Source organism: Roseibium limicola, from assembly GCF_017313085.1.
Lineage (GTDB): Bacteria > Pseudomonadota > Alphaproteobacteria > Rhizobiales > Stappiaceae > Roseibium > Roseibium limicola.
In genome coordinates this window covers 643,500-663,464 of record NZ_JAFLNF010000002.1, presented here as the reverse complement: position 1 = coordinate 663,464, position 19,965 = coordinate 643,500, and the positions used below count along the sequence as shown (strand labels likewise).

Sequence of the window (19,965 nt, the reverse complement as noted above, 5' to 3'; positions counted from 1 at the left end):
AAGCCGCCGGCTTGCGCTGGCGGCTAATTTTTCTCTCGATGCTGGCGGGGACGTGAATACGTCAGCCGCCGGTCGATGAAATGTGGTGTTCGAGAAGTTCGCGGTTCTGGATGGCGGCGAATTCCACCGCAATCCCGCCTTCGATGCGGCGAACGACACGGGCGCGCATCTTGCCGAGGGCGATGCTGTCGCCCATTTCCGGCTCGATGTCGGTGGCGATAGCAGCCCCGGAGAGCGACACATCGATGATCCGGCACATATGTTCGGAGCCATCGGGCAGGACGATCCGCGTCATCGGGTTCTTCGGCACGAAACGATCGTGACGACGATCTTCCGGCAGGTTCAGTTCGTCGCGGTTGGCCAGCCACGTCAGGATGTTGGCGATCTTGTCGCGCTTGCGCACAGTGTTGCGCAGTTCGACAGCGAAGCCGCCTTCGAAAACCCGCGAGATCTTGCCTTCCACCCGGCTCAGGTGATCAAGGTAGGCGACAACGCGTTCGCCGACCTGACCGGAAACCGGAGTGATCATCGCCATGCCACCAGGGGACATGTCGATCACCTGACACGGATATTCACGTCGATCTTCAAGCATGAAGCGGCCAAGAATATTGACAGCAACCCGCTGGTGACGGCGCTGATCCGTCGCTTGAAGCGGCGGTCTCGATCCTACAGTAGCCGTTGCCAATCCGGCGTCCATGCCATCTCACCCGTTTGCCAGCGCCAAAATGCACTTTAATTCTTTGAAGCGATAAACTAGGGCAGGACGGGTTAACGATCAGTAAGGGCAACCTCTGGTTTTCAGGATTTTCCGCCGGGGTAGACAGTCAGGTGGCCGACCTGACGTTCCGCACCGAATGCAAGTGCTGAGGGCGGAACCGGCATCGGCATGTGTTCGGCCTGGAAGCGTGGCAGAATCGGGTTGATCTGATGGCTGTTCTGGTTCTGACGCAGGAACGACGGACGCTCGTCCGGCCATACCAGGCGCAGGCTGGTGATGGACTGTTTCAGGATCGGATGCAGACCGAGCCAGTAGGGACGTTCCATCGGGGTGCAGGCACCGAGGATGCGGGTGCGGCCTTCGCCGGGCACGTTCAGCGGCAGCAAAACCATTTCCATCGTCAGGATCTGTTCGCGCTCGGTGACGCCATTGATGCCGATGACGGCGGCGGCGGCATCTTCGGTGATTGCGGTCAGCAGGCTTTCCAGCGCTTCACGGTCCTTGTCGGACCAGCCGCGCAGGAAGTTGCGGCCTTTCAGCTCGCGGCAATGGGCCGAGCACAGCCGGGTTCCCGCCAGACGGTAACGGGCAACCTGTGGCGAGCTGGTTTCCAGAATGAATGTATCGCCAAGCAGGGCGCGGATACGGCCGGGATCGACCTCGGAGCGGTTTGGAGCCGGCCGTGGGCCACGCAGATCATCCCAGTAGCTGTAGAGGGTCTGTGTTACGCCGTTCTTCATTGTATCTACGCCTCATTGTGTCCCGGGAGCTTGCCAATTTGAACCATATGTTCGGTTGGTGTGTCCCACATCGGGACGATCAGTCCCTTGGTTGTCTTCTCAAGGGGAGAGTTGCAGGCGGCGTGCCAACTGCGCCGGGTATGGGGAAATTTTTGCCGAGGGCCGGCCAAGTAAGGTTAATCGTCAGTAAATGCTTGCGGGCGCCGCTGTGGTCATGCAGTTTCATGAAGTGTTAAGCCTTTCAGACGGAGCCTGCTGCTCTGGCCGGGGTGGCCTTGTGATCGGGGGATCACTTGGCTAGTACCTTTGTCTGGAAGATTTTGTTTCGCGTGGGGACGCGACCGCCGAACGCCCGTTGCGATCAAGCGCAGCGGGCGTTTCTGGTAAGGCTTTCCGGTTTGAGGATGCGATTTCTCGCGCGGCCATGGCGCGGCGCTGAGGCCCTGACGGGGAGACGTCTCCCGGGAAGAACGCGATTGTCCCTTGTCCTGCGGTGGGGATGACGTACATCAAGCCTCCAGAGATTGCAGGCCCATCAAAGACCAAGGCCTTGCAGGCGTCGCGGTGATTTCAGGGGCGGAGCTTTCAAAGACTCCCAAGTCCAAATGGAAAAGAAGCACAGACAATGAACCAGCAGCCCCATCCGTTCCCATCCGGCTCCGAACCCGAGTTTGGCTCAGGTCAACCGCCACGCCAGCCAGCATTCAATCTGCCCGGCGTGATCGTGGCTCTGGCGGGTGTGATGGTGGTCATTCATGTGGTGAGAAGTTACTTTCTCTCAGCGGAGATGAGTGGTCAGGTGCTGTTGTATTTCGCCTTCTGGCCGGTCCGATATGATCCAAGTCTGCTGTTTTCCGGGCAAGCCCCGGGCGGTGTGGCGGCGGACATCTGGGCTTTTGTCACCTATGGTCTGCTGCACGGCGGCACCACCCACATTGTCTTCAATCTGCTCTGGATGGCGATTTTCGGGTCGGCGGTGGCGCGGCGCTTCGGCACGGGGCGGTTTCTGCTGCTCAGTGTGCTGTGCACGGCAGCCGGCGCGGCGACGCATCTTGTCACCCATGCGGGCGAATCCACTCCGATGATTGGAGCCTCGGCCGCAATTTCCGGCTATATGGCGGCGGCCATCCGTTTTGTCTTTCAGCGTGGCGGCCCCCTTGGTGCCATTCGCAGACAGGATGCAGGGGCCTATCTTGTCCCGGCTGTTTCATTGCGGGACAGTTTTTCCAACCGTCAGGTGATGGGTTTTATCGGCGTCTGGTTCGGCCTGAACCTGGTGTTTGGTCTGGCCAGCATTCCTTTTGGTGGCGGGGCGGGCTCGATCGCCTGGGAAGCGCATATCGGCGGCTTCATTGCCGGGCTGTTGCTGTTCCCGCTGCTGGATCCGGTTCCTTCACGTAAAATGCTAACCTAACGGCATTATTCGTTTTTCGCGGAGGCCGGAATTTGTCATGATACCCGTTCGGCCGGCTTTGCCGGCACGTTGAGGATCTGAACTGACAGAGGAGGGAGAGCCATGTCCGTTGCATCCATTTTGAAAGGCAAGGGCCGCGGCGTAATCGCGGAAAACGCCGAAACTCTGCTTGTCAACATCTGCAAGGTGTTGGGAGACAAGAAGATTGGTGCCATCCTGATTACCGATCCCGATGGCCGCATCGAAGGCATCATTTCCGAGCGCGATGTCGTCAAGGCTGTCGGGCAGCAAGGGTCCAGCGCCCTCGACTTGCCGGTCGGCCAGGTGATGACGAAATCGGTGATCACCTGTACGGAAGGCGACAGCGTCAATTCGGTCATGTCGAAAATGAGCGAAGGCCGCTTCCGTCACGTTCCCGTGGTTGATCAGGACCAGGTGGCGGTTGGCGTGATTTCCATCGGCGATGTGGTCAAGCACAAGATTGCTCAAGTGGAACTGGAAGCCGAACAGATGCGCAGCTACATCTCGACGCCCTGAGCTTAATTCCTCCTACGCAACCCACCAGCGTCATCCTCGGCCTTGTGCCGAGGATCCAGTCTGCCTTGCCATCAATTGAGCCTCACCCAGCCGCGTCAAGCGTTCTGGATCCTCGGGACAGGCCCGAGGATGACGGAGGCTGTGTCGGGCAACCCATTCCCCACCCCCCACCAGCGTCCTCCCATGGCGCGACCATGGGATCCATGCCGTGCCGTTTCGAAATCGCACGGCCTCTGTTTGAGGCCGATGTCACTGCATGGATTGCCGGATCAAGTCCGGCAATGACGGAGAGGATGGCAGGGATGCTGAGTGAGCCGCGACAGCAAGCGTCAGCTTCTCGCGTCTCTCTGGCCTCTGCCCAAGAGCGACGGAAGCCGGGCAGCACAACGCACTCACCACACCAACCAGCGTCATCCTCGGCCTTGTGCCGAGGATCCAGTCTGCCTTGCCATCAATTGAGCCTCACCCAGCCGCGTCAAGCGTTCTGGATCCTCGGGACAGGCCCGAGGATGACGGAGGCTGTGTCGGGCAACCCATTCCCCACCCCCCACCAGCGTCCTCCCATGGCGCGACCATGGGATCCATGCCGTGCCGTTTCGAAATCGCACGGCCTCTGTTTGAGGCCGATGTCACTGCATGGATTGCCGGATCAAGTCCGGCAATGACGGAGAGGATGGCAGGGATGCTGAGTGAGCCGCGACAGCAAGCGTCAGCTTCTCGCGTCTCTCTGGCCTCTGCCCAAGAGCGACGGAAGCCGGGCAGCACAACGCACTCACCACACCAACCAGCGTGATCCTCGGCCTTGTGCCGAGGATCAAGTCTGCTTTGCCATCAATTGTGCCTCACCCAGCCGCGTCGAGCATTCTGGATCCTCGGGACGTGCCCCAGGATGACGGAGGCTGTGTCGGGCAACCCATTCCCCACCCCCACCAGCGTGCTCCCATGGCGCGACCATGGGATCCATGCCGTGCCGTTTCGAAATCGCACGGCCTCTGTTTGAGGCCGATGTCACGGCATGGATTGCCGGATCAAGTCCGGCAATGACGGAGCGGGTGAGGTCGATGCCAAATCGCAAAATGCCGCCATCCCCGAAACAAAAAAACCCAGCCACAAGGGCCGGGTTTTCAATAAGCCAGTCAGGCGGATACGCCTTACTTCATGTCCGGCGGGATCGCTTCTTCGACGAAGGCGTGGAGGGCTTCATCCAGGCTCATCGGCGTCTGGTCCTTGGAGCCGAGACGCCGCACGTTGACGGTCCGCTCTTCGGCCTCCCGCTTGCCGCACACGACGATCACCGGAACCTTGGCCAGCGAATGTTCGCGAACCTTGTAGTTGATCTTTTCGTTGCGGAAATCGGTGGTGACCGAAAGGCCGGCGGCCTTCAGCTTGTCGGCGACTTCCTGTCCATACCCGTCCGCTTCCGAGGTGATCGTCGCGACAACCACCTGATGCGGCGTCAGCCACAGCGGGAAGTGACCGGCGAAGTTCTCGATCAGAATGCCGAGGAACCGCTCCATCGAGCCGCAGATCGCCCGGTGGATCATCACCGGCGTTTTCTTCTCGCCGTTGTTGTCGACGTAGAACGCACCGAAACGTTCCGGCAGGTTGAAGTCGACCTGAGTGGTGCCGCACTGCCATTCACGACCGATGGCATCCTTCAGGGTGTATTCGAACTTTGGTCCGTAGAACGCACCTTCGCCCGGCAGAATGTCGGTCTTGACGCGGCCGCCCGAGCGTTCTTCGATCTGCTTCAGAACGTCGCCCATGACCCGTTCGGCATGATCCCACAAATCGTCGGAGCCAACACGCTTTTCAGGCCGGGTGGAGAGCTTCACCACCACTTCCTGGAACCCGAAGTGCTCATAGACGGAGAGGATCAAATCATTGATCTTCAAACACTCTTCGGCCATTTGCTCTTCGGTGCAGAAGATATGCGCATCATCCTGGGTGAAGCCGCGCACACGCATCAGCCCGTGCATCGCCCCCGATGGCTCATAGCGGTGAACCGTGCCGAACTCCGACAGGCGCAGCGGCAGATCGCGATAGGACTTCAGCCCATGCTTGAAGATCTGCACGTGGCCGGGGCAGTTCATCGGCTTCAGGGCAAAAACGCGGGTGTCTTCGGATTCCGTGTCGGCGCACTGAACGGAGAACATGTTCTCCTTGTACCAGCCCCAGTGGCCCGAGGTTTCCCACAGTGAGGTGTCGAGCACCTGCGGTGCGTTGACTTCGTCATAGTCGCCATCGAGACGGCGACGCATGTAGGCGGTCAGCTTCTGGAACAGGCTCCAGCCCTTGGCATGCCAGAACACGACGCCCGGGCCTTCTTCCTGGAAATGGAACAGATCCATTTCCCGGCCAAGCTTGCGGTGATCGCGCTTTTCGGCTTCCTCCAGCATGTGGAGATAGCCCTTCAGCTCTTTTTCCGATGACCAGGCAGTGCCATAGATGCGGGTCAGCATCTCGTTGTTGCTGTCGCCGCGCCAATAGGCGCCAGCCACCTTCATCAGCTTGAAATCATTGCCGATTTGCCGCGTGTTGACCATATGCGGGCCACGGCAAAGATCCAGCCAGTCGCCCTGCTTGTAGATCTTCAGGGACTGGTCGGCCGGGATCGCATCGACGAGCTCGACCTTGTAGTCCTCACCCTTGGCAGCAAAATAGGCCTTGGTTTCGTCGCGGGACCAGATTTCCTTGGTGAAGGCATCCCCGCGCCCGATGATCTCACGCATCTTCTTTTCGATGACCGGCAGATCATCCGGTGTGAACGGCCAGTCTTCGTGCGTGTCGGGATGGACGCGCTTGAAATCATAGTAGAAACCGTTCTCGATCACCGGACCGATGGTCACCTGGGTGCCCGGCCACAACGTCTGGACAGCCTCTGCCATCACGTGAGCGGCATCGTGGCGGATCAGTTCCAGCGCACGCGGGTCGTCACGGGTGACGATCTCGATTCGCGCATCGGCCTGGATCGGATCGGAAAGGTCTTTCAGCTCCCCGTCGAGCGCCATCGCCACGGCCTTCTTGGCCAGGGACTTGGAAATGCCTGCAGCAACATCGTAACCGGTTGTACCAGCTTCGATTTCGCGCACGGAATTGTCGGGGAAGGTCAATTGTAACATGTGTTTCTCTCCGGCTCACTCCTGCAAACATAAGCAGGTAAGCGTGTCGTCAGTTGGAAGATGCAGGGAGCTTTAAGGGATTTGGCTGAAGGGGGCAACCGTGGGGACGGATTCCATGGCCCTCCCGCCTGTCTTTGTCGCGCAGGCGGGAAACCGGGGTGCCAAGCAGCAGAGACCACTTAAAACCTAATCCAGCCGTGTGGCGGCATCGATGTGGTCGCCGCGCCATTGGCCGTAGCGCCAGGGCAGATACCAGCGGGCATCTGCAGGAAGGGTATCGGGGATGGGATCAAATCCGGAGGCGCCCCAGGGATTGCACCGGAGGATCCGCGCCAGACCGATCCAGCCGCCAGCCCACAGCCCGAAACGGATCAGGGCCTGGGCGGTGTAATCGGAACAGGTCGGCGCATAGCGGCAGCCGCGCCCCATCACCAGCGACAGCGAATGGCGGTAGATCCATATCAGAGCAAGGCCGATCCGGGCAGGGAAACTGACCGTGGTCATTTTAGGAAAAACAGAATTGACCGTGGTCATTTTCTCCTCGCCCGCTGGATCGTTCTCTGCCCCGCACATCGACGTCAGCCCGGGACGGATGCGGCAGGCTCAGCCGCTCTTGCAGCGATCTGGTCGAGGCAATCAACAACAGCATCGAAAGCCAGAAGCGTCGACGCATGACGCGCCTTGTAGTCTTTCACCGGAGCGAGAAACCTGAACTCCTCGAACTTGCCCTCCGGCGCCGGACCATCGTCCTTCAGCATGGCATACATCGTCGCCTTCAGCTCACGCAGCTCATCGGCCGTCGCACCGACCACATGGCGGGCCATCAGCGAGGCCGAGGCCTGTCCCAGGGCGCAGGCTTTCACATCATGAGCGAAGGCACTGACCCGACCATCCTCCAATGACAGATCGACGATCACCTTGGATCCGCACAGCTTGGAGATGGCCGTGGCGCTGGCCTGGGGCGCTTCAAGCCGGCCGAGGTGAGGAATATTCCCGGCAAATTCCAGGATCTTGGCGTTGTAGATATCATCGAGCATGGCAGGCGCGTCTCACTGGCTTTTGATCGCGGGTCTTGGGACGACCCCTTTTCATCCTATATAAGCAGGGAGACACTGCTTTGACAGCCCGGGTCCGGGTTATAAACCGCAGCACGGCTTTGCGTGAAGGGAACGTTTATCCCTGATCCGGCACTCTGGTGAAAAACCTGTGCCTTGCGGCAAACTCTGGAACCGGCTATTTCCGCAGCAACACGCAAGAGACAAAGTCTTAACTCCGATGATCCGGGCACCGGGTGACTGCGTAATTCCGAGGGTCGGCTGATGACAGACCTCTGGGGGGCGCGGAGCCGATCAACAGACTTTCAGAAACGATCAGGCACCATCAAGATGGATCAGGAAAAGGCGACGAGGTTCACCATGGACGCCGTATTGAAAACCGGGAAAAATCCGCCAGTGCGCAAGCAGGCCACAGAACTCAAGCGGCCCCGCCGCGAAGAAGCAGAAGCCGCCGTCAAGACCTTGCTCGCCTGGGCTGGCGAGGATCCGGATCGCGAAGGCCTGTTGGACACGCCAAAGCGCGTCGCCAAGGCTTATGAAGAGCTGTTTTCCGGCTATTTCGAGGATCCGACCGAACATCTCACCCGGACGTTTGAAGATGTCGGCGGCTACACCGATATTGTTCTGGTGCGCGGCATCCCGTTCCATTCCCATTGCGAACATCACATGCTGCCTTTCGTCGGCACGGCCCACATCGCTTATTACCCTTCAGATGGGGTCGTGGGCCTGTCGAAACTGGCGCGTGTCGTCGATATTTTCTCCAAGCGTTTGCAAACGCAGGAAAACTTGACGGCACAGGTCGCATCCGCCATTGACGATCATCTCGCGCCACGCGGATTGGCGGTGATGATGGAAGCCGAGCACCAGTGCATGACGATGCGCGGTGTGCAGAAGCCGGGCGTTTCCACCATAACCACCCAGTTCACCGGCGTATTTCAGAACGATGCGGCCGAGCAGGCCAAGTTCATGTCTCTGGTGCGCGGCTAAGGGTCGGCCTCTTTTGGCCCGACCGGCGCGCCGGATCCGGCCCAAGGGGATCTTCCGTGACCGACAGCATTTTTTCACAACGCGGTAGCAAGGCCGAACTTGAAGGCGGCCGGGTTCTGCAGCCGAAATTCGACGAAAACGGCTTGATTGCCGCCGTGGTGACTGAGGCCGACAGCGGCGAACTGCTGATGGTCGGCTATATGAACGCCGAAGCGCTGAAGCGCACCATCGACAGCGGCGAAGCCTGGTACTGGAGCCGCTCGCGCCAGGAATACTGGAAAAAAGGCGGCACGTCTGGCCAGGTTCAAAAGATCGTTGAGATCCGCACCGACTGCGATCAGGACGCCATCTGGCTGAAGGTCAAGGTCGAAGGCAACGGCGCCACCTGTCACGTCGGCTACCACTCCTGCTTCTACCGCCGCATTGAAAAGACCGAAGACGGTGAGGTCGTTCTGGCCGCCCCGGATCAGGCCCCGGTCTATGATCCCAAGGACGTCTACGGCAAGTCCTGAGGAACGGAGCGGCCCTCAATGCAGCGTCCTGCGCTTCCACCGACCTAACGCCATCATCCTCTGGCGTGTTCCGAGGATCCAGAACACTCGACGCTTGCTGTCGCGGCACACTCTGTATCCCTACAGCTCTCCGTCATTGCCGGACTTGATCCGGCAATCCATGCCGTGACATCACCCCAAGCAGAAGCCGTGCGAGTTCGAGGGCGGCACGGCATGGATCCCATGGTCGCGCCATGGGATGACGCTGGTTGGGTGGTAAGTGCGTTGTGCTGCCCGGCTTCCGTCGCCCTCGGGCAGAGGCCAGAGAGACGCGAGAGGCTGCCGCTTGCTGTCGCGGCTCACTCCGCATCCCTGCTATTCTTTCCGTCATTGCTGGACTTGATCCGGCAATCCATGCCGTTTCGCTACTTCTCAGGAGATCTGTCGCCTGTCGCAATGTATCGGCATGGATCCCATGGTCGCGCCATGGGATGACGCTGGTTGGGATGGCGGGGGGTGGGGAATGGGTTGCCCGACAAGCCTCCGTCATCCTCGGGCGCGTCCCGAGGATCCAGAATGCGCGACGCGGCTGGGTGAGGCTCAATTGGTGGCAAAGCAGACTGGATCCTCGGCACAAGGCCGAGGATGACGCTGGTGGGGGAGGGATTGGGGAGCCGGTCATTTGCAGTGCCGGCTAATACACTGTTCACGACAAGTGGAGGGACGCCTTCGCAGTATTGGTTTCTGCCGGTAAAAATGTTTTTGTCATGAAACAGCAATGATGTTGCAGGTATCGCTTGGGTTTAGAGTGTACCAAAAGCTTTCCAAAAATGTGAGATCGCCGTGGACCAGGCCGAGTTCAGCTACGCCAATCCGGACCATCCCCTGGTAAAGAGGCTGGTCATCCGAACCATTGAAGGTCTGTCGGGGCGCCGCAGGCTGCTTGATGTCTACGAGGTGTGGAAGACGTCGACGGTGGGAACGTCGCCGACGATCTGGAGCGATCTTCTCAGCCTGATCAATCTCAACCTGTCGCTGGAGGCCGAGCAATGGCCGCCTGCGGACCTGCCCGAAGGGCCGCTGGTCATCATCGCCAATCACCCTTATGGCATCGGCGATGGCCTTGCGATCCTTGCCTTGGCGGAGCAGCTCGGCCGCCCCTTCAAGATATTGATCAACACCGAGCTGTTGAAGGTGCCTGAAGTGCGGCCGTTCTCGCTGCCTGTCGACTTCGAGGAAACCAAGGACGCGGTGAAGACCAACATGCAGACCCGCAAGGAAGCCCTGAAGCTTCTGAGTGAGGGCGGCACCGTGGTGATCTTCCCCGGTGGTGGTGTTGCGACCGCGCGCAAGCCGTTTGGCAAGGCAGAGGAATTGCCGTGGAAAACCTTCACCGCAAAAATGATCCGCTCCTCCAAGGCCACTGTTCTGCCGATCTATTTCGAAGGCCAGAACTCGTGGTTGTTTCACCTTGTGTCGCGATTCTCCCTGACCTTGCGACTGTCGTTGCTGGTGCGTGAATTCAGAAGAATTCTTGGATCGGCGATTGCCACGCGCGCCGGAACGCCGATCCCGTTCGAAACGCTCGCTGGATTCCGGGACCAGAAGGAAATCATGGACTATCTGCAAGGGCAGGTGATGCGCTTGTCCGGCAAGGACCCGCATCTGTAGCACCGATCTAGCGGTGGCTTCTCCAGGCTGTCGAAATGAAGAGCTGCGTTTCCGGAGGAGGCGGCGTCAGTTCGCCAGAGCTGCCTGATCGCCGACTGCGATGACTTCGACTTCCCGATTGTTGCCGGACTCGACTGAGAAGTCGCTGCGGTAGATCTGACCGTTGTTGCGGGCGATCACTTCATAATCGCCAGCTGCCAGGACGAAGTCCGGGAAGGCACCAGAGGCTTCTACCACCACATCCCCACCGGTGTTCAAGATGGACCAGGATGTGTTGGCGATGGCCTCGCCACCGGGAGCATTGACGAGCTTCAGGGTGATGTCGGCGGCCAGGTGATAGACACGGGCCTCTGTCAACTTGCCCGGCAGCACCTGAACGTCTGCGCGCACAACGGCGTTGATGTCGCCATAGTGGGAAACCACGTGGTAGGTGTCGGCGCCGAGACGGATGATTTTACCCGGGCGGACGTTTTCCGCAATCACATTGCGTTCGCCACGCTCGTTGAAGTCGGAGCCGTAGATGTCGAAGCTGAGCGGGGCAGAGGTCAGCGGGGCTTCATCCTCGGCTGTGCCACTGAGCTGCATGCCGCCAGCGTTGAGAATGACTTCCTTGGGCTTGGCTTCTCGTCCGATGACGATCCGGTTGGTGCGTGTCGCATAGCCATAGGCGGTGTGGATCAGATAGGCGCCGGGGTCCAGCCGGAACTCTGCATCGCCGCCCTCGGCCGAGGCGACCAGTTCCAGCCGCCCATCGGCGTTGGTGGTCTCGCTGTAGATCCGCCAGATCACGCCACTGGGAAGCGGTGGGCTGTCTTCCGTCAGTTTGGCCGTCAGATACAGTGCGCCTTGCTCCACTTCCAGCCGGCCGCCGGGCGATGTCCTGACAGCAGGGGCATAAGGGATCAAGGTGTTGGAAAAGAGTGGCTTAGGCTGGCGATCGAGAAGGTTCTCAATCGGGTTTTCAATGGCAACGCTGCGGGCCTCGGCCGTTGGCTTGGCCCTTGGCAGAGGTGGTGTGGCCAACATCTGGGTTTGGGGCTGTGCTTCGGCCAGAGTTTGGGCCTGCGCCTGCATCTGAGCGGGAGAGAGTGCGCTCAGCAGCACGGCGGTGAGCGAGAGCGTTGTCATCAGACGGGAAGCGGGCCGCAAGGCCGGGGAGAGATGGACACTCGCACATTGGTGCCTGATGCCCTGCTGGTGCCGGGCCGTCTGGGATTTCCAATTTACGAAGTGGCAGGTCATCAGCACTCGTTCTGTGAAGATGCCGTCCGGAGCGGCATTCGAATTCGTCAGGTCTTGTGTGCCGGAAAATTCGGCGAATTCAAGACCAAACTGGCGAAGTTGACAAGTCTCCGCATTGGATTAGTCCTTTAGGCCGATTCCGTACTCCAGACCATGCCCCAGAAGAGGTGTCACTTTTCATGTCCGAGTTTGCTCCGCGCCGACAGGCGGTTCTCGACTTTCTGCTTGCCCGGCGTTCCCATCCTTGCGTGACCATGTGCGAGCCGGGGCCCGGCGATGCTGATCTGAACGACATGCTGACAGCGGCCGCGCGGGTGCCTGATCATGGCAAGCTGGCGCCGTGGCGTTTCATCATCTACCGCGGTGACGCGCGTCAGGTCATCGGCCAGAAGCTGCTGGAAATTGCCGAAGCCAAGGGCACGGCCGGGTCCGAGGCCCAGCGGGAGGTCGAGTTGTCCCGCTTCACGCGCGCACCCGTGGTGGTGGGCGTCGTATCGAAGGCCGCACTGCATCCAAAGATCCCCGTATGGGAGCAGGAGCTCTCTGTCGGGGCGTCCTGCATGAACCTGGTCAGTGCGGCAGCAGCTTGCGGTTTTGCCTCGCAGTGGCTGAGCGAATGGGTCTGCTTTGACGACGACGCAGCGGCCTACCTGGGCGCGCAAGAGGGCGAACGCTTTGCCGGGTTCGTCTATATCGGCACGCCGACCCAGGCGCCGTTCGAGCGCCCGCGTCCGAACCTCGATGATATCGTCAGTGAATGGAAAGAAGGGTAAGCCCCCAATATGTTTTACGAGACTTCTGCAAACGATCATGGCCTGCCGCACAATCCCTTCAAGGCGATTGTGTCGCCTCGTCCCATTGGCTGGATCTCCAGCAAGGATGCGGAGGGACGCTTCAATCTGGCGCCCTATTCGTTCTTCAATGCGATTGGCGATACGCCGCCGATGGTGATGTTCTCATCCACTGGCTACAAGGACAGCGTCACCAACATCGATGCGACGGGCGAGTTCGTCTGCAACTTTGTCAGTCAGGATCTGGCGGCGGAAATGAATGCCTCTTCCGCACCATTGCCCCATGGTGAATCGGAGTTTGAACGGGCTGGTCTGGATATGGCGGAGGGACGCGTGGTCGGTGTGCCGCGGGTGGCCCGAGCCTATGCAGCGCTTGAGTGCAGGCATCTGTCGACCCAGCGCATGGTGTCGCTTGAGGGCGTTGAAACCAACTCCTGGGTGGTGTTCGGGCAGGTTGTCGGCATCCACATCGCTGAAGAGGCGATTGTCGATGGGCGTTTTGACGTGACCAAGGTCAATCCGCTGGCCCGTCTGGGATACCTGGACTATGCGGCTGTGGCAGAGGTTTTCCAGCTGACGCGACCGAATTCCTGAACCGGGAATCAGACTTGCAAATTGCAATTCACAGCTGACTGGCAAGGGGGAGACAGGCCAGGTCAATCTTCCTCTTGCAGCTCTGAACCTTGTTAAAATTCCGTAGTTTGACCGAATTTTTGAAAGCGATCTGTCGAAAAGCCTGTAGCGCAGCCTCTGTTAAGATTTTGTTAACCATTTGGGCGCGACATTAACCAATCAGTAATGGTTCCATCGAGGAGTAGGGACATGCGCGTCGCAGACTCTGCCTCGATCGCGTCTCGGATCGAGCAAGCTTTTCAAACGGCAAGTGCAGACACAGGGGCGTCCTTTGACTACCTGGTCAAAACGGCGATGCGTGAATCGTCGATGGACACCACTGCAAAGGCCAAGACCTCAAGTGCAACCGGGCTCTTCCAATTTGTCGAAGGCACATGGCTCGAGACGATGAAGGAATCGGGTGCGGAACTTGGGCTCGGGCAATATGCCGACCAGATCAGCCGCACCAGCCGTGGCAAATATGTGGTGAATGATCCGCAAGCGCGTCAGGAAATTCTGGCGCTGCGCAAGGATCCCGAAATATCCTCCCTGATGGCCGGGGCGCTGACCCAGAAAAACGCCGAAACGCTGACGTCCAAGCTTGGCCGCTCGCCGAGTGAAGGCGAGCTTTACATGGCACATTTTCTCGGGGCGACCGGTGCCAGCCGACTGATCAATGCTGCCTCTGAAAATGGCACTCAGGCTGCGGATCAGCTTTTTCCGACACAGGCGCGGGCCAACAAGGCGATTTTCTACAATCGTGATGGTTCTTCACGCTCGAACGCCGAGGTCTACGCGGCCATCACCTCCAAGCACGACGCTGTCACGATGATTGCCGATGCTGCCAGTGGCAATGATTCCGGCTCGACAACCGCTGCGGCTTTCGTTCCTGTACGCATGGCGTCCGGCACTGAGACGGGCGGTGGTGCTTCACAGGATGAAACCACCCAGCGGGTGATTTCGGCTTTCCAGGCGGCGCAGAGCAGCAATCCGTTCGAGGCCCTGTTCCGCAATTCGGTCAGCACATCGACAAGCCAGCTTGGTCATAGCTTCGCCTCGGCCTATTCGGCTTCTGAGGAAGCGCCGCTCTTTACCCGCCTCAGCGCGTCTGCGTCGAAGGTGGCTGCGCAGGAATTCGCGGCGAACTCCCAGGTGGCTTCTACCGCCGCCGTGCAAGAGCTTTACCAGCAGGGGCCACTGGATCTGACCAAGTTCCTCAGCTACGCGTCCGGCAAGGACAAGAAAGACTTGTTGCCGCCAGTCTGACTTCAGGCTGGCGATTTGGGCTGACACGTCAGGGCTGTCTGAGTGTGGGAACTGCTCAAAAGTGCTCGTCATTTTTATGGTGAACTGATCGTTAAGGGTTTGATGCGACCTTTGTTTTCAAGAACAAGGGAACCTATTTGCGTCGCCATGCTTATTCCGCACCTCCTGACCTGGCTTCAAACTGCCGATGACCTTTCTCGCGTTCAGGCCGCGTCGGCACTGGCGCGTGCCTGGATCGAATCCGATCTGAATGAAAGGGATCGGGATGCGGCGCGCTCAGCGTTGATTCTGCTGGTGGATGATCGCTGTTCGGCTGTGCGTCGGGCCCTGTGCGCGGAGTTCGCCCATAGCGATTCCACACCTCGGGCGGTTCTCTTCGGGTTGCTGCAGGGAGAGGATGATGTTGCCGTCGAGATGCTGCAGAATTCGCCGCTTCTGGGGGATGGCGATCTGATCGTTGTACTTGGTGATGAAGGCGAGCGCCGTCAGTGTGCCGTTGCATCGCGCCCGCAGGTGTCAGCCGCTCTGGCTGCTGCGATTGCAGAGATTGCCTCTGCGGAGGCGTGCGAGTGTCTTTTGGGAAATCGGGGTGCGCATTTCGTGCCGCGCACATTGCGGCGGCTGGTTGAGCGGTTCGGCCATGACCACGGCGTGCGTCATCTGCTGCTGGACAGATCCGACATCACGCTGGCTCACCGCTACGATCTGTTGATGCGGCAGATGCTGGAAACGATGACCGGATGCTTTGGCGAGACATTGACCCGTCCGGAGGATCTTCCCGACGGGGTGGTCGAGGAAACCTCCGACCGTATTGTGTTGCAATCGGTGGAAATGGTGTCCTCGTCTGACCTGACCCTGTTGATTGACCATCTGCGCCAGAGCGGACGTCTGACCACCCGGCTGTTGTTAAGGGCGGTGTGTTGCGGGCGGCTGAGGTTCTTTGCGCAGGCCATGTCGGCGCTTTCGAAGGTCCCGGTCGGCCGGGTTTCGCAGGTCCTCTCGGGCGTTCGCGGGGCGGCGATGCAGGCCTTGTTGCGCAAGGCTGGCCTGCCTGTGCGCTCGCATCAGACATTTCAGTTGGCTGTTGCCGTGCTGCGGTCGGAACGGGCGGATTTCACCCGTGACCTTGGGCTGACGGAAGCCCGAAATCTGACGGAAATCCTGTTGGCCGAATTACAGGACGAAGCACTGGGCGAAAACGGTGATATTTTGAGCTTCCTGCGCGGTTTTGCGCTGGATGTCTCGCGGCTTGAAGCGCGGGCCTATTTGAAGAAAACCATGCAAGCTCAGATCGGGCAGGCGTCAGCCGCCTGATTTTCTTCTCACGCGGGTGGGTTTAGACAAGCAAAAGGCCGGGCTGTTGCAGTCCCGGCCTGTTTCATTTGTTGCGGGTTTTCTGCCTCAACCTTGCTCATCCAGCGAGGGATAGTTGGCAAGGACCTCGTCGGTGACGGTGCGCAGTGTGGCCAGCAATGTGGCCCCGGTTTCATTGGCCTCGTCCCGAGCGTTCTCGCTGACCATGGCGCGGATCGATTCGACGTGCTTGCTCAAAAGCGGCAACGGAATTTCGTCGACTGAAGGAATCGTCTCGATCAGACGGCAGAGATTTCCGGCAACGGCGCCAACCAGCGGGAACCCAAGCGTCAGGGCCTGTCCCTTGATGTTATGGGTCGACTGGTAGAGCGGATCGAGAGTTTCCTGGGTCAAACCTTCGCGCAGAACGATTTCATGAGATGCGGCCAGGGTCTTGGCTTCCGCCTCCATCCAGCTCGGAAAATTTTGAGCCAGGCGGGCGATTGCTTGTTCAGCGGCCTTGACCGGATCGAATTTCGCAGCTTCCCGTTTGCCCATGACACGAACCTTTTTCCGCCATTCGTCTGGAGGTGTGATGAACTCCGCATCGCTGAGGTCGCTGTCAGAGGTGGTCATCGTCCGGAAATCCCTTGGAAGGTGGGAAGAGGGGCTTTGGCATCCATGCTAAAACTGCCATTGCCACTGTTTGTACTATGCGCCGTGCTCGTTAACACTTCGTTCACACTGACAGGGCGCTTTCCATCTGGTGGAGGTGGCGCCTGTCGATCATGAAATACTAATAGCGGAACATCTCGGTCAGAATGCGTTCGTCCCATCCATGGTCGGAATCAAACATGACCAGACCGTCGATGCTACCTTCCTCATAGAGAGACAGCCTGGCGACATCGCGGATTTCGGCATGATCGGCAGAGGCACTGACCGGGCGCTTGCGCGGTTCGAGAACCTCGATGTCGACCTTCACCCGGTTGGGGAGGAGGGCGCCACGCCAACGGCGAGGCCGGAAAGCACTGATCGGCGTCAGGGCCAGCAGCGGCGCATGAAGCGGCAGGATTGGGCCATGGGCGGAGAGATTATAAGCGGTGCTGCCGGCAGGGGTCGCCACGAGGCAGCCGTCACAGACAAGTTCGTCCAGCCGCACGCGCCCGTCGACGGAGATCTTCAGGCGAGCAGCCTGGGACGTCTGGCGCAGCAGCGAGACTTCATTGATGGCTTTGGCATGATGGACGTGGCCGGTGTGATCCACGACTTCCATCACCAGCGGGTGGATGGGGGTGATCTCCGCTGTGGTCAGGCGCTCGCGCAGACCTTCGGCGCGGTATTCGTTCATCAGGAAACCGACGGAGCCGCGGTTCATGCCGTAGATCGGTGTGCCTGATCCCAAATAGGCATGAAGCGTCTGCAGCATCAGGCCATCGCCACCCAGGGCGACGATCACGTCGGCATCCTGCATGGCGGCATTGCCGTAGAGGTCCGTCAGTTCTGTCAGGGCCTCATTGGCTTCTGCCGTATCGCTTGCCACGAAGGCGAGCTTTTGGGTCGTCTCCGCACGGCGTGCAGGCGTTTCCAGATCGCTCATGGGTCTGTCATCTGTCCCTTTTTGTCGGATGCTATGGCTCAGTCTTGAACCGATCAAACGATACAAGCAGATAGCAACGACAAGTACTTAACAGCAGCACCCCCCAATTGGCCAAGGGTAATTTGGTCAGGTGTCAGTCAAGTGCAGGGCGGAGTTCGAACGTCGGGTCTGGATTGGCTGCCGTAGAGGACAGCGGCTGGGGGGCCAGGGTGCCCGGAAGAGCCGAGCTTGCAGCGGAGGAGGCGCCATCGCAGGTGGCGTGTTGAAGCAAGGGTTCCCAACGGTAACGCGGCACGACGACAGAGGCTTGGTCGCCAGCCTTCGCCGACATGATCGCGGTGATCTGCAGATCGTCGCCCTTGCGCAGAAAGACCGGGCCGCCAGAGGCGCCCTGCTTTGTCAGGCAATCGGTAACCCAGCTGCCCTCGACGGCACCAATGACCTTGCAGGAAGGGTCGGCGGTCGGCAGAAACCTGCGGTCGCGGTGATAGCCGACGGAAACCAGCTGTTCGCCGACAGGCGGCTCTTGCGCCGAAGCTGCGGTGACCTGTTGGACCAGCGGCAGATCCGAGCGATCGGCCAGGATGATCAAGGCGACGTCATTGTAGAGAGTTTGCAGTTGCGGGGTGATCGTCGGATCATAATCCGGATCGACCTTGAAGCATTTCGCCGGGAGGCTTTCCGAATATGCTTCCCGCCGGACGCCGGCGAGGAACACCACGTCATCGGGGGTGAAGGCCCGGCCGGTGACGCGGTCGAACAGGCAGTGAGCCGCGGTCAGCACGACATCGGGGCGGATCAGAGTGCCCGTGCACATGGAGGTAGAGCTGTAGCCTGAGCGATTGACCCGGCCAATCGAGGGCCAGGGATGCACTTCGCTGTCGATGATCACCGCGCCTTTGGCACTGAAGCTTGTCGCCATGCCAGGCAGATCCTGGGCAAGCTGTGTGGTGGCAGGGGCGGTTGGGCCCGGAGCGGGCTGGCCGGAGAGTTGGCGGATCGGCCAGGCAGGGTTGAAAAGATCCTTGCCAATGAGGTTGGCTCCGTTCTGCCGCTGGCTCACATCGAACCTTTGCGGGAACTCCCGGTCTCTGGCTGCATTGGCAACAGCAGGGGATGCGCCTGCGGTGCAGACCAGTGCAGTTGCAAGGCCGAGGCAGCCCCAGACTGTGGTGGGGCGAGGAGTAGGAGCCATGTTTCTTACCTTCTTTCGCCCGGACGTGCTCATGCGGGAGTGGAGGACCAAGGTAGGTGCGTGGCGTTAACTCAGGTTGAATCGACAGGTGTGTTTTCTGCGAGAAAGTGGCCTGTTTTGGCGATTTTTACTGCTTCCTCCGTAGAACTGTCGAGGGTTTCGCGCTCGGAGTAAGGCTTGATCTGCAGCGGCCTTTGGCACCGCATCTTGATATTCAGGCAAATTGAGCATTGACTTGTTGCAAATCATTCGCATTATCAATTGTAGAGAATATTTTAAAGGTGAGTAGGCGTATCATGTCCCGTATTCGTTCGATGATCCGTAAAGCGGCTGTGCCGGGGATGGTGCTTGCCGTCTCCGCAACGGCGCTGCTTTCACCTGTGTTGATGCTGCCGGCTGCGGCCGCAGACAAGCTGAAGGTGGTGACAACCTTCACGGTGATCGCCGATATGGTGCGCGAAGTCGCCGGCGATGCCGCCGAGGTTGAAAGCATCACCAAGCCCGGAGCGGAGATCCACCGCTATGAGCCGACCCCGCGCGATCTGATCCGCGCCCATGATGCAGACCTGGTTGTCTGGAACGGCATGAGCCTGGAGCTGTGGTTCGAGCAGTTTCTGTCGAACATTGGCGATATTCCCTCTGTTGTGCTGTCGGACGGTGTGACGCCGATCCCGATCGGAGAGGGGAGCTATGAAGGCAAACCAAACCCGCATGCCTGGATGTCGCCCACCAGCGCACAGATCTACGTCGATAATATCACGGCGGCGCTGGTCCAATATGATCCGGACAATGCCGCGACCTATGAGGCCAATGCCGTTGCCTACAAGCAACGGATTTCGGATGCCCTCCAGCCTTTGACCGAATTGGTAAGGCAGGTGCCCGAGGAGCAGCGTTGGCTGGTCTCCTGCGAAGGAGCCTTTTCCTATCTGGCACGAGATCTGGACCTGAAGGAACTGTATCTGTGGCCGATCAATGCGGATCAGACCGGCACACCGCAGCAAGTGCGCAAGGTCATCGACGCTGTTCGTGACAACAAGATCCCGGCGGTCTTTTGCGAAAGCACGGTGAACACGGATCCGGCCAAGCAGGTGGCCCGCGAAACCGGGGCGAATTACGGCGGCGAGCTTTACGTGGATTCGCTGTCAGGCCCGGACGGTCCGGTGCCGACCTATCTGGACCTTTTGACGGTGACCACCAAAACAGTGGTCCATGGCCTGACCGGCACCGACTGATC

At 59.6% G+C, this 19,965-nt stretch carries 19 protein-coding genes; 10 read left to right on the top strand and 9 right to left on the bottom strand.

Features of this window, described 5'->3' with window-relative positions:
- Positions 1-61 precede the first annotated feature (61 nt).
- Positions 62-697, bottom strand: coding sequence for a PilZ domain-containing protein (locus J0X15_RS06575; protein ID WP_206939066.1), 636 nt, complete (start codon positions 695-697; stop codon positions 62-64).
- A gap of 101 nt (positions 698-798) precedes the next feature.
- A complete protein-coding gene (locus J0X15_RS06570; RefSeq protein WP_206939065.1) occupies positions 799-1,458 on the bottom strand; it encodes a PAS domain-containing protein in 660 nt (219 codons plus the stop codon).
- Between the two features lie 625 nt (positions 1,459-2,083).
- Here J0X15_RS06570 and J0X15_RS06565 point away from each other — a divergent pair.
- Positions 2,084-2,872: a rhomboid family intramembrane serine protease gene (locus tag J0X15_RS06565; RefSeq protein ID WP_206939064.1), complete on the top strand. Its 789-nt coding sequence runs from the start codon at positions 2,084-2,086 to the stop codon at positions 2,870-2,872.
- Between the two features lie 102 nt (positions 2,873-2,974).
- Positions 2,975-3,409, top strand: coding sequence for a CBS domain-containing protein (locus J0X15_RS06560; RefSeq protein ID WP_206939063.1), 435 nt, complete (start codon positions 2,975-2,977; stop codon positions 3,407-3,409).
- 1,151 nt (positions 3,410-4,560) lie between these two features.
- Here J0X15_RS06560 and thrS read toward each other — a convergent pair.
- From thrS to J0X15_RS06545, 3 genes are all read right to left on the bottom strand, one after another.
- Positions 4,561-6,531 carry a threonine--tRNA ligase gene (gene thrS, locus J0X15_RS06555; RefSeq protein ID WP_206939062.1) on the bottom strand — a complete coding sequence of 657 codons (1,971 nt, stop codon included), beginning with the start codon at positions 6,529-6,531 and terminating at the stop codon, positions 4,561-4,563.
- A gap of 186 nt (positions 6,532-6,717) precedes the next feature.
- Positions 6,718-7,065 carry a membrane protein insertion efficiency factor YidD gene (gene yidD / locus J0X15_RS06550; RefSeq protein WP_209015113.1) on the bottom strand — a complete coding sequence of 116 codons (348 nt, stop codon included), beginning with the start codon at positions 7,063-7,065 and terminating at the stop codon, positions 6,718-6,720.
- 44 nt (positions 7,066-7,109) lie between these two features.
- Positions 7,110-7,568: an iron-sulfur cluster assembly scaffold protein gene (locus J0X15_RS06545; protein WP_206939060.1), complete on the bottom strand. Its 459-nt coding sequence runs from the start codon at positions 7,566-7,568 to the stop codon at positions 7,110-7,112.
- A 378-nt stretch (positions 7,569-7,946) separates the two neighbouring features.
- Here J0X15_RS06545 and folE point away from each other — a divergent pair, with 378 nt between their 5' ends.
- The 3 genes from folE (at position 7,947) to J0X15_RS06530 (ending at position 10,735) form a co-directional block, all read left to right on the top strand.
- Positions 7,947-8,573, top strand: a complete 627-nt coding sequence (folE, locus tag J0X15_RS06540) for a GTP cyclohydrolase I FolE (protein WP_206939314.1) — start codon at positions 7,947-7,949, stop codon at positions 8,571-8,573.
- A gap of 56 nt (positions 8,574-8,629) precedes the next feature.
- Positions 8,630-9,085 carry a phosphoribosyl-AMP cyclohydrolase gene (gene hisI / locus J0X15_RS06535; RefSeq protein WP_206939059.1) on the top strand — a complete coding sequence of 152 codons (456 nt, stop codon included), beginning with the start codon at positions 8,630-8,632 and terminating at the stop codon, positions 9,083-9,085.
- An 822-nt stretch (positions 9,086-9,907) separates the two neighbouring features.
- Positions 9,908-10,735: a lysophospholipid acyltransferase family protein gene (locus J0X15_RS06530; protein ID WP_206939058.1), complete on the top strand. Its 828-nt coding sequence runs from the start codon at positions 9,908-9,910 to the stop codon at positions 10,733-10,735.
- 66 nt (positions 10,736-10,801) lie between these two features.
- On the opposite strand, the gene J0X15_RS06525 is transcribed toward J0X15_RS06530, so the two are convergent.
- On the bottom strand, positions 10,802-11,977 hold the full coding sequence (locus tag J0X15_RS06525) for a hypothetical protein (RefSeq protein WP_206939057.1): 1,176 nt from the start codon (positions 11,975-11,977) through the stop codon (positions 10,802-10,804).
- A gap of 179 nt (positions 11,978-12,156) precedes the next feature.
- On the opposite strand from J0X15_RS06525, the gene J0X15_RS06520 reads away from it, so the two are divergent.
- The 4 genes from J0X15_RS06520 (at position 12,157) to J0X15_RS06505 (ending at position 15,960) form a co-directional block, all read left to right on the top strand.
- Positions 12,157-12,750, top strand: a complete 594-nt coding sequence (locus J0X15_RS06520; RefSeq protein ID WP_209015112.1) for a nitroreductase family protein — start codon at positions 12,157-12,159, stop codon at positions 12,748-12,750.
- Between the two features lie 9 nt (positions 12,751-12,759).
- Positions 12,760-13,362, top strand: coding sequence for a flavin reductase family protein (locus tag J0X15_RS06515; protein WP_206939056.1), 603 nt, complete (start codon positions 12,760-12,762; stop codon positions 13,360-13,362).
- Between the two features lie 228 nt (positions 13,363-13,590).
- On the top strand, positions 13,591-14,646 hold the full coding sequence (locus tag J0X15_RS06510; protein WP_206939055.1) for a lytic transglycosylase domain-containing protein: 1,056 nt from the start codon (positions 13,591-13,593) through the stop codon (positions 14,644-14,646).
- A gap of 147 nt (positions 14,647-14,793) precedes the next feature.
- Entirely contained in the window at positions 14,794-15,960 is a 1,167-nt protein-coding gene (locus J0X15_RS06505; protein ID WP_206939054.1) for a DUF2336 domain-containing protein, read from the top strand.
- Between the two features lie 87 nt (positions 15,961-16,047).
- Here the strand turns inward: J0X15_RS06505 and J0X15_RS06500 are convergent, their stop codons facing one another.
- The 3 genes from J0X15_RS06500 to J0X15_RS06490 all read right to left on the bottom strand — a co-directional run bounded on the left by J0X15_RS06500 (position 16,048) and on the right by J0X15_RS06490 (position 18,731).
- On the bottom strand, positions 16,048-16,575 hold the full coding sequence (locus tag J0X15_RS06500) for an Hpt domain-containing protein (RefSeq protein WP_206939053.1): 528 nt from the start codon (positions 16,573-16,575) through the stop codon (positions 16,048-16,050).
- A 160-nt stretch (positions 16,576-16,735) separates the two neighbouring features.
- Positions 16,736-17,536: an NAD kinase gene (locus J0X15_RS06495; protein ID WP_206939050.1), complete on the bottom strand. Its 801-nt coding sequence runs from the start codon at positions 17,534-17,536 to the stop codon at positions 16,736-16,738.
- A gap of 133 nt (positions 17,537-17,669) precedes the next feature.
- The gene (locus tag J0X15_RS06490) at positions 17,670-18,731 is read right to left on the bottom strand and encodes a trypsin-like serine peptidase (RefSeq protein WP_206939048.1); all 1,062 of its coding nucleotides are present in this window, start codon (positions 18,729-18,731) and stop codon (positions 17,670-17,672) included.
- A 296-nt stretch (positions 18,732-19,027) separates the two neighbouring features.
- Between J0X15_RS06490 and J0X15_RS06485 the strand changes: the two genes are divergently transcribed.
- Positions 19,028-19,963: a metal ABC transporter substrate-binding protein gene (locus tag J0X15_RS06485; RefSeq protein WP_408015325.1), complete on the top strand. Its 936-nt coding sequence runs from the start codon at positions 19,028-19,030 to the stop codon at positions 19,961-19,963.
- The last annotated feature ends 2 nt before the right edge of the window (positions 19,964-19,965 follow it).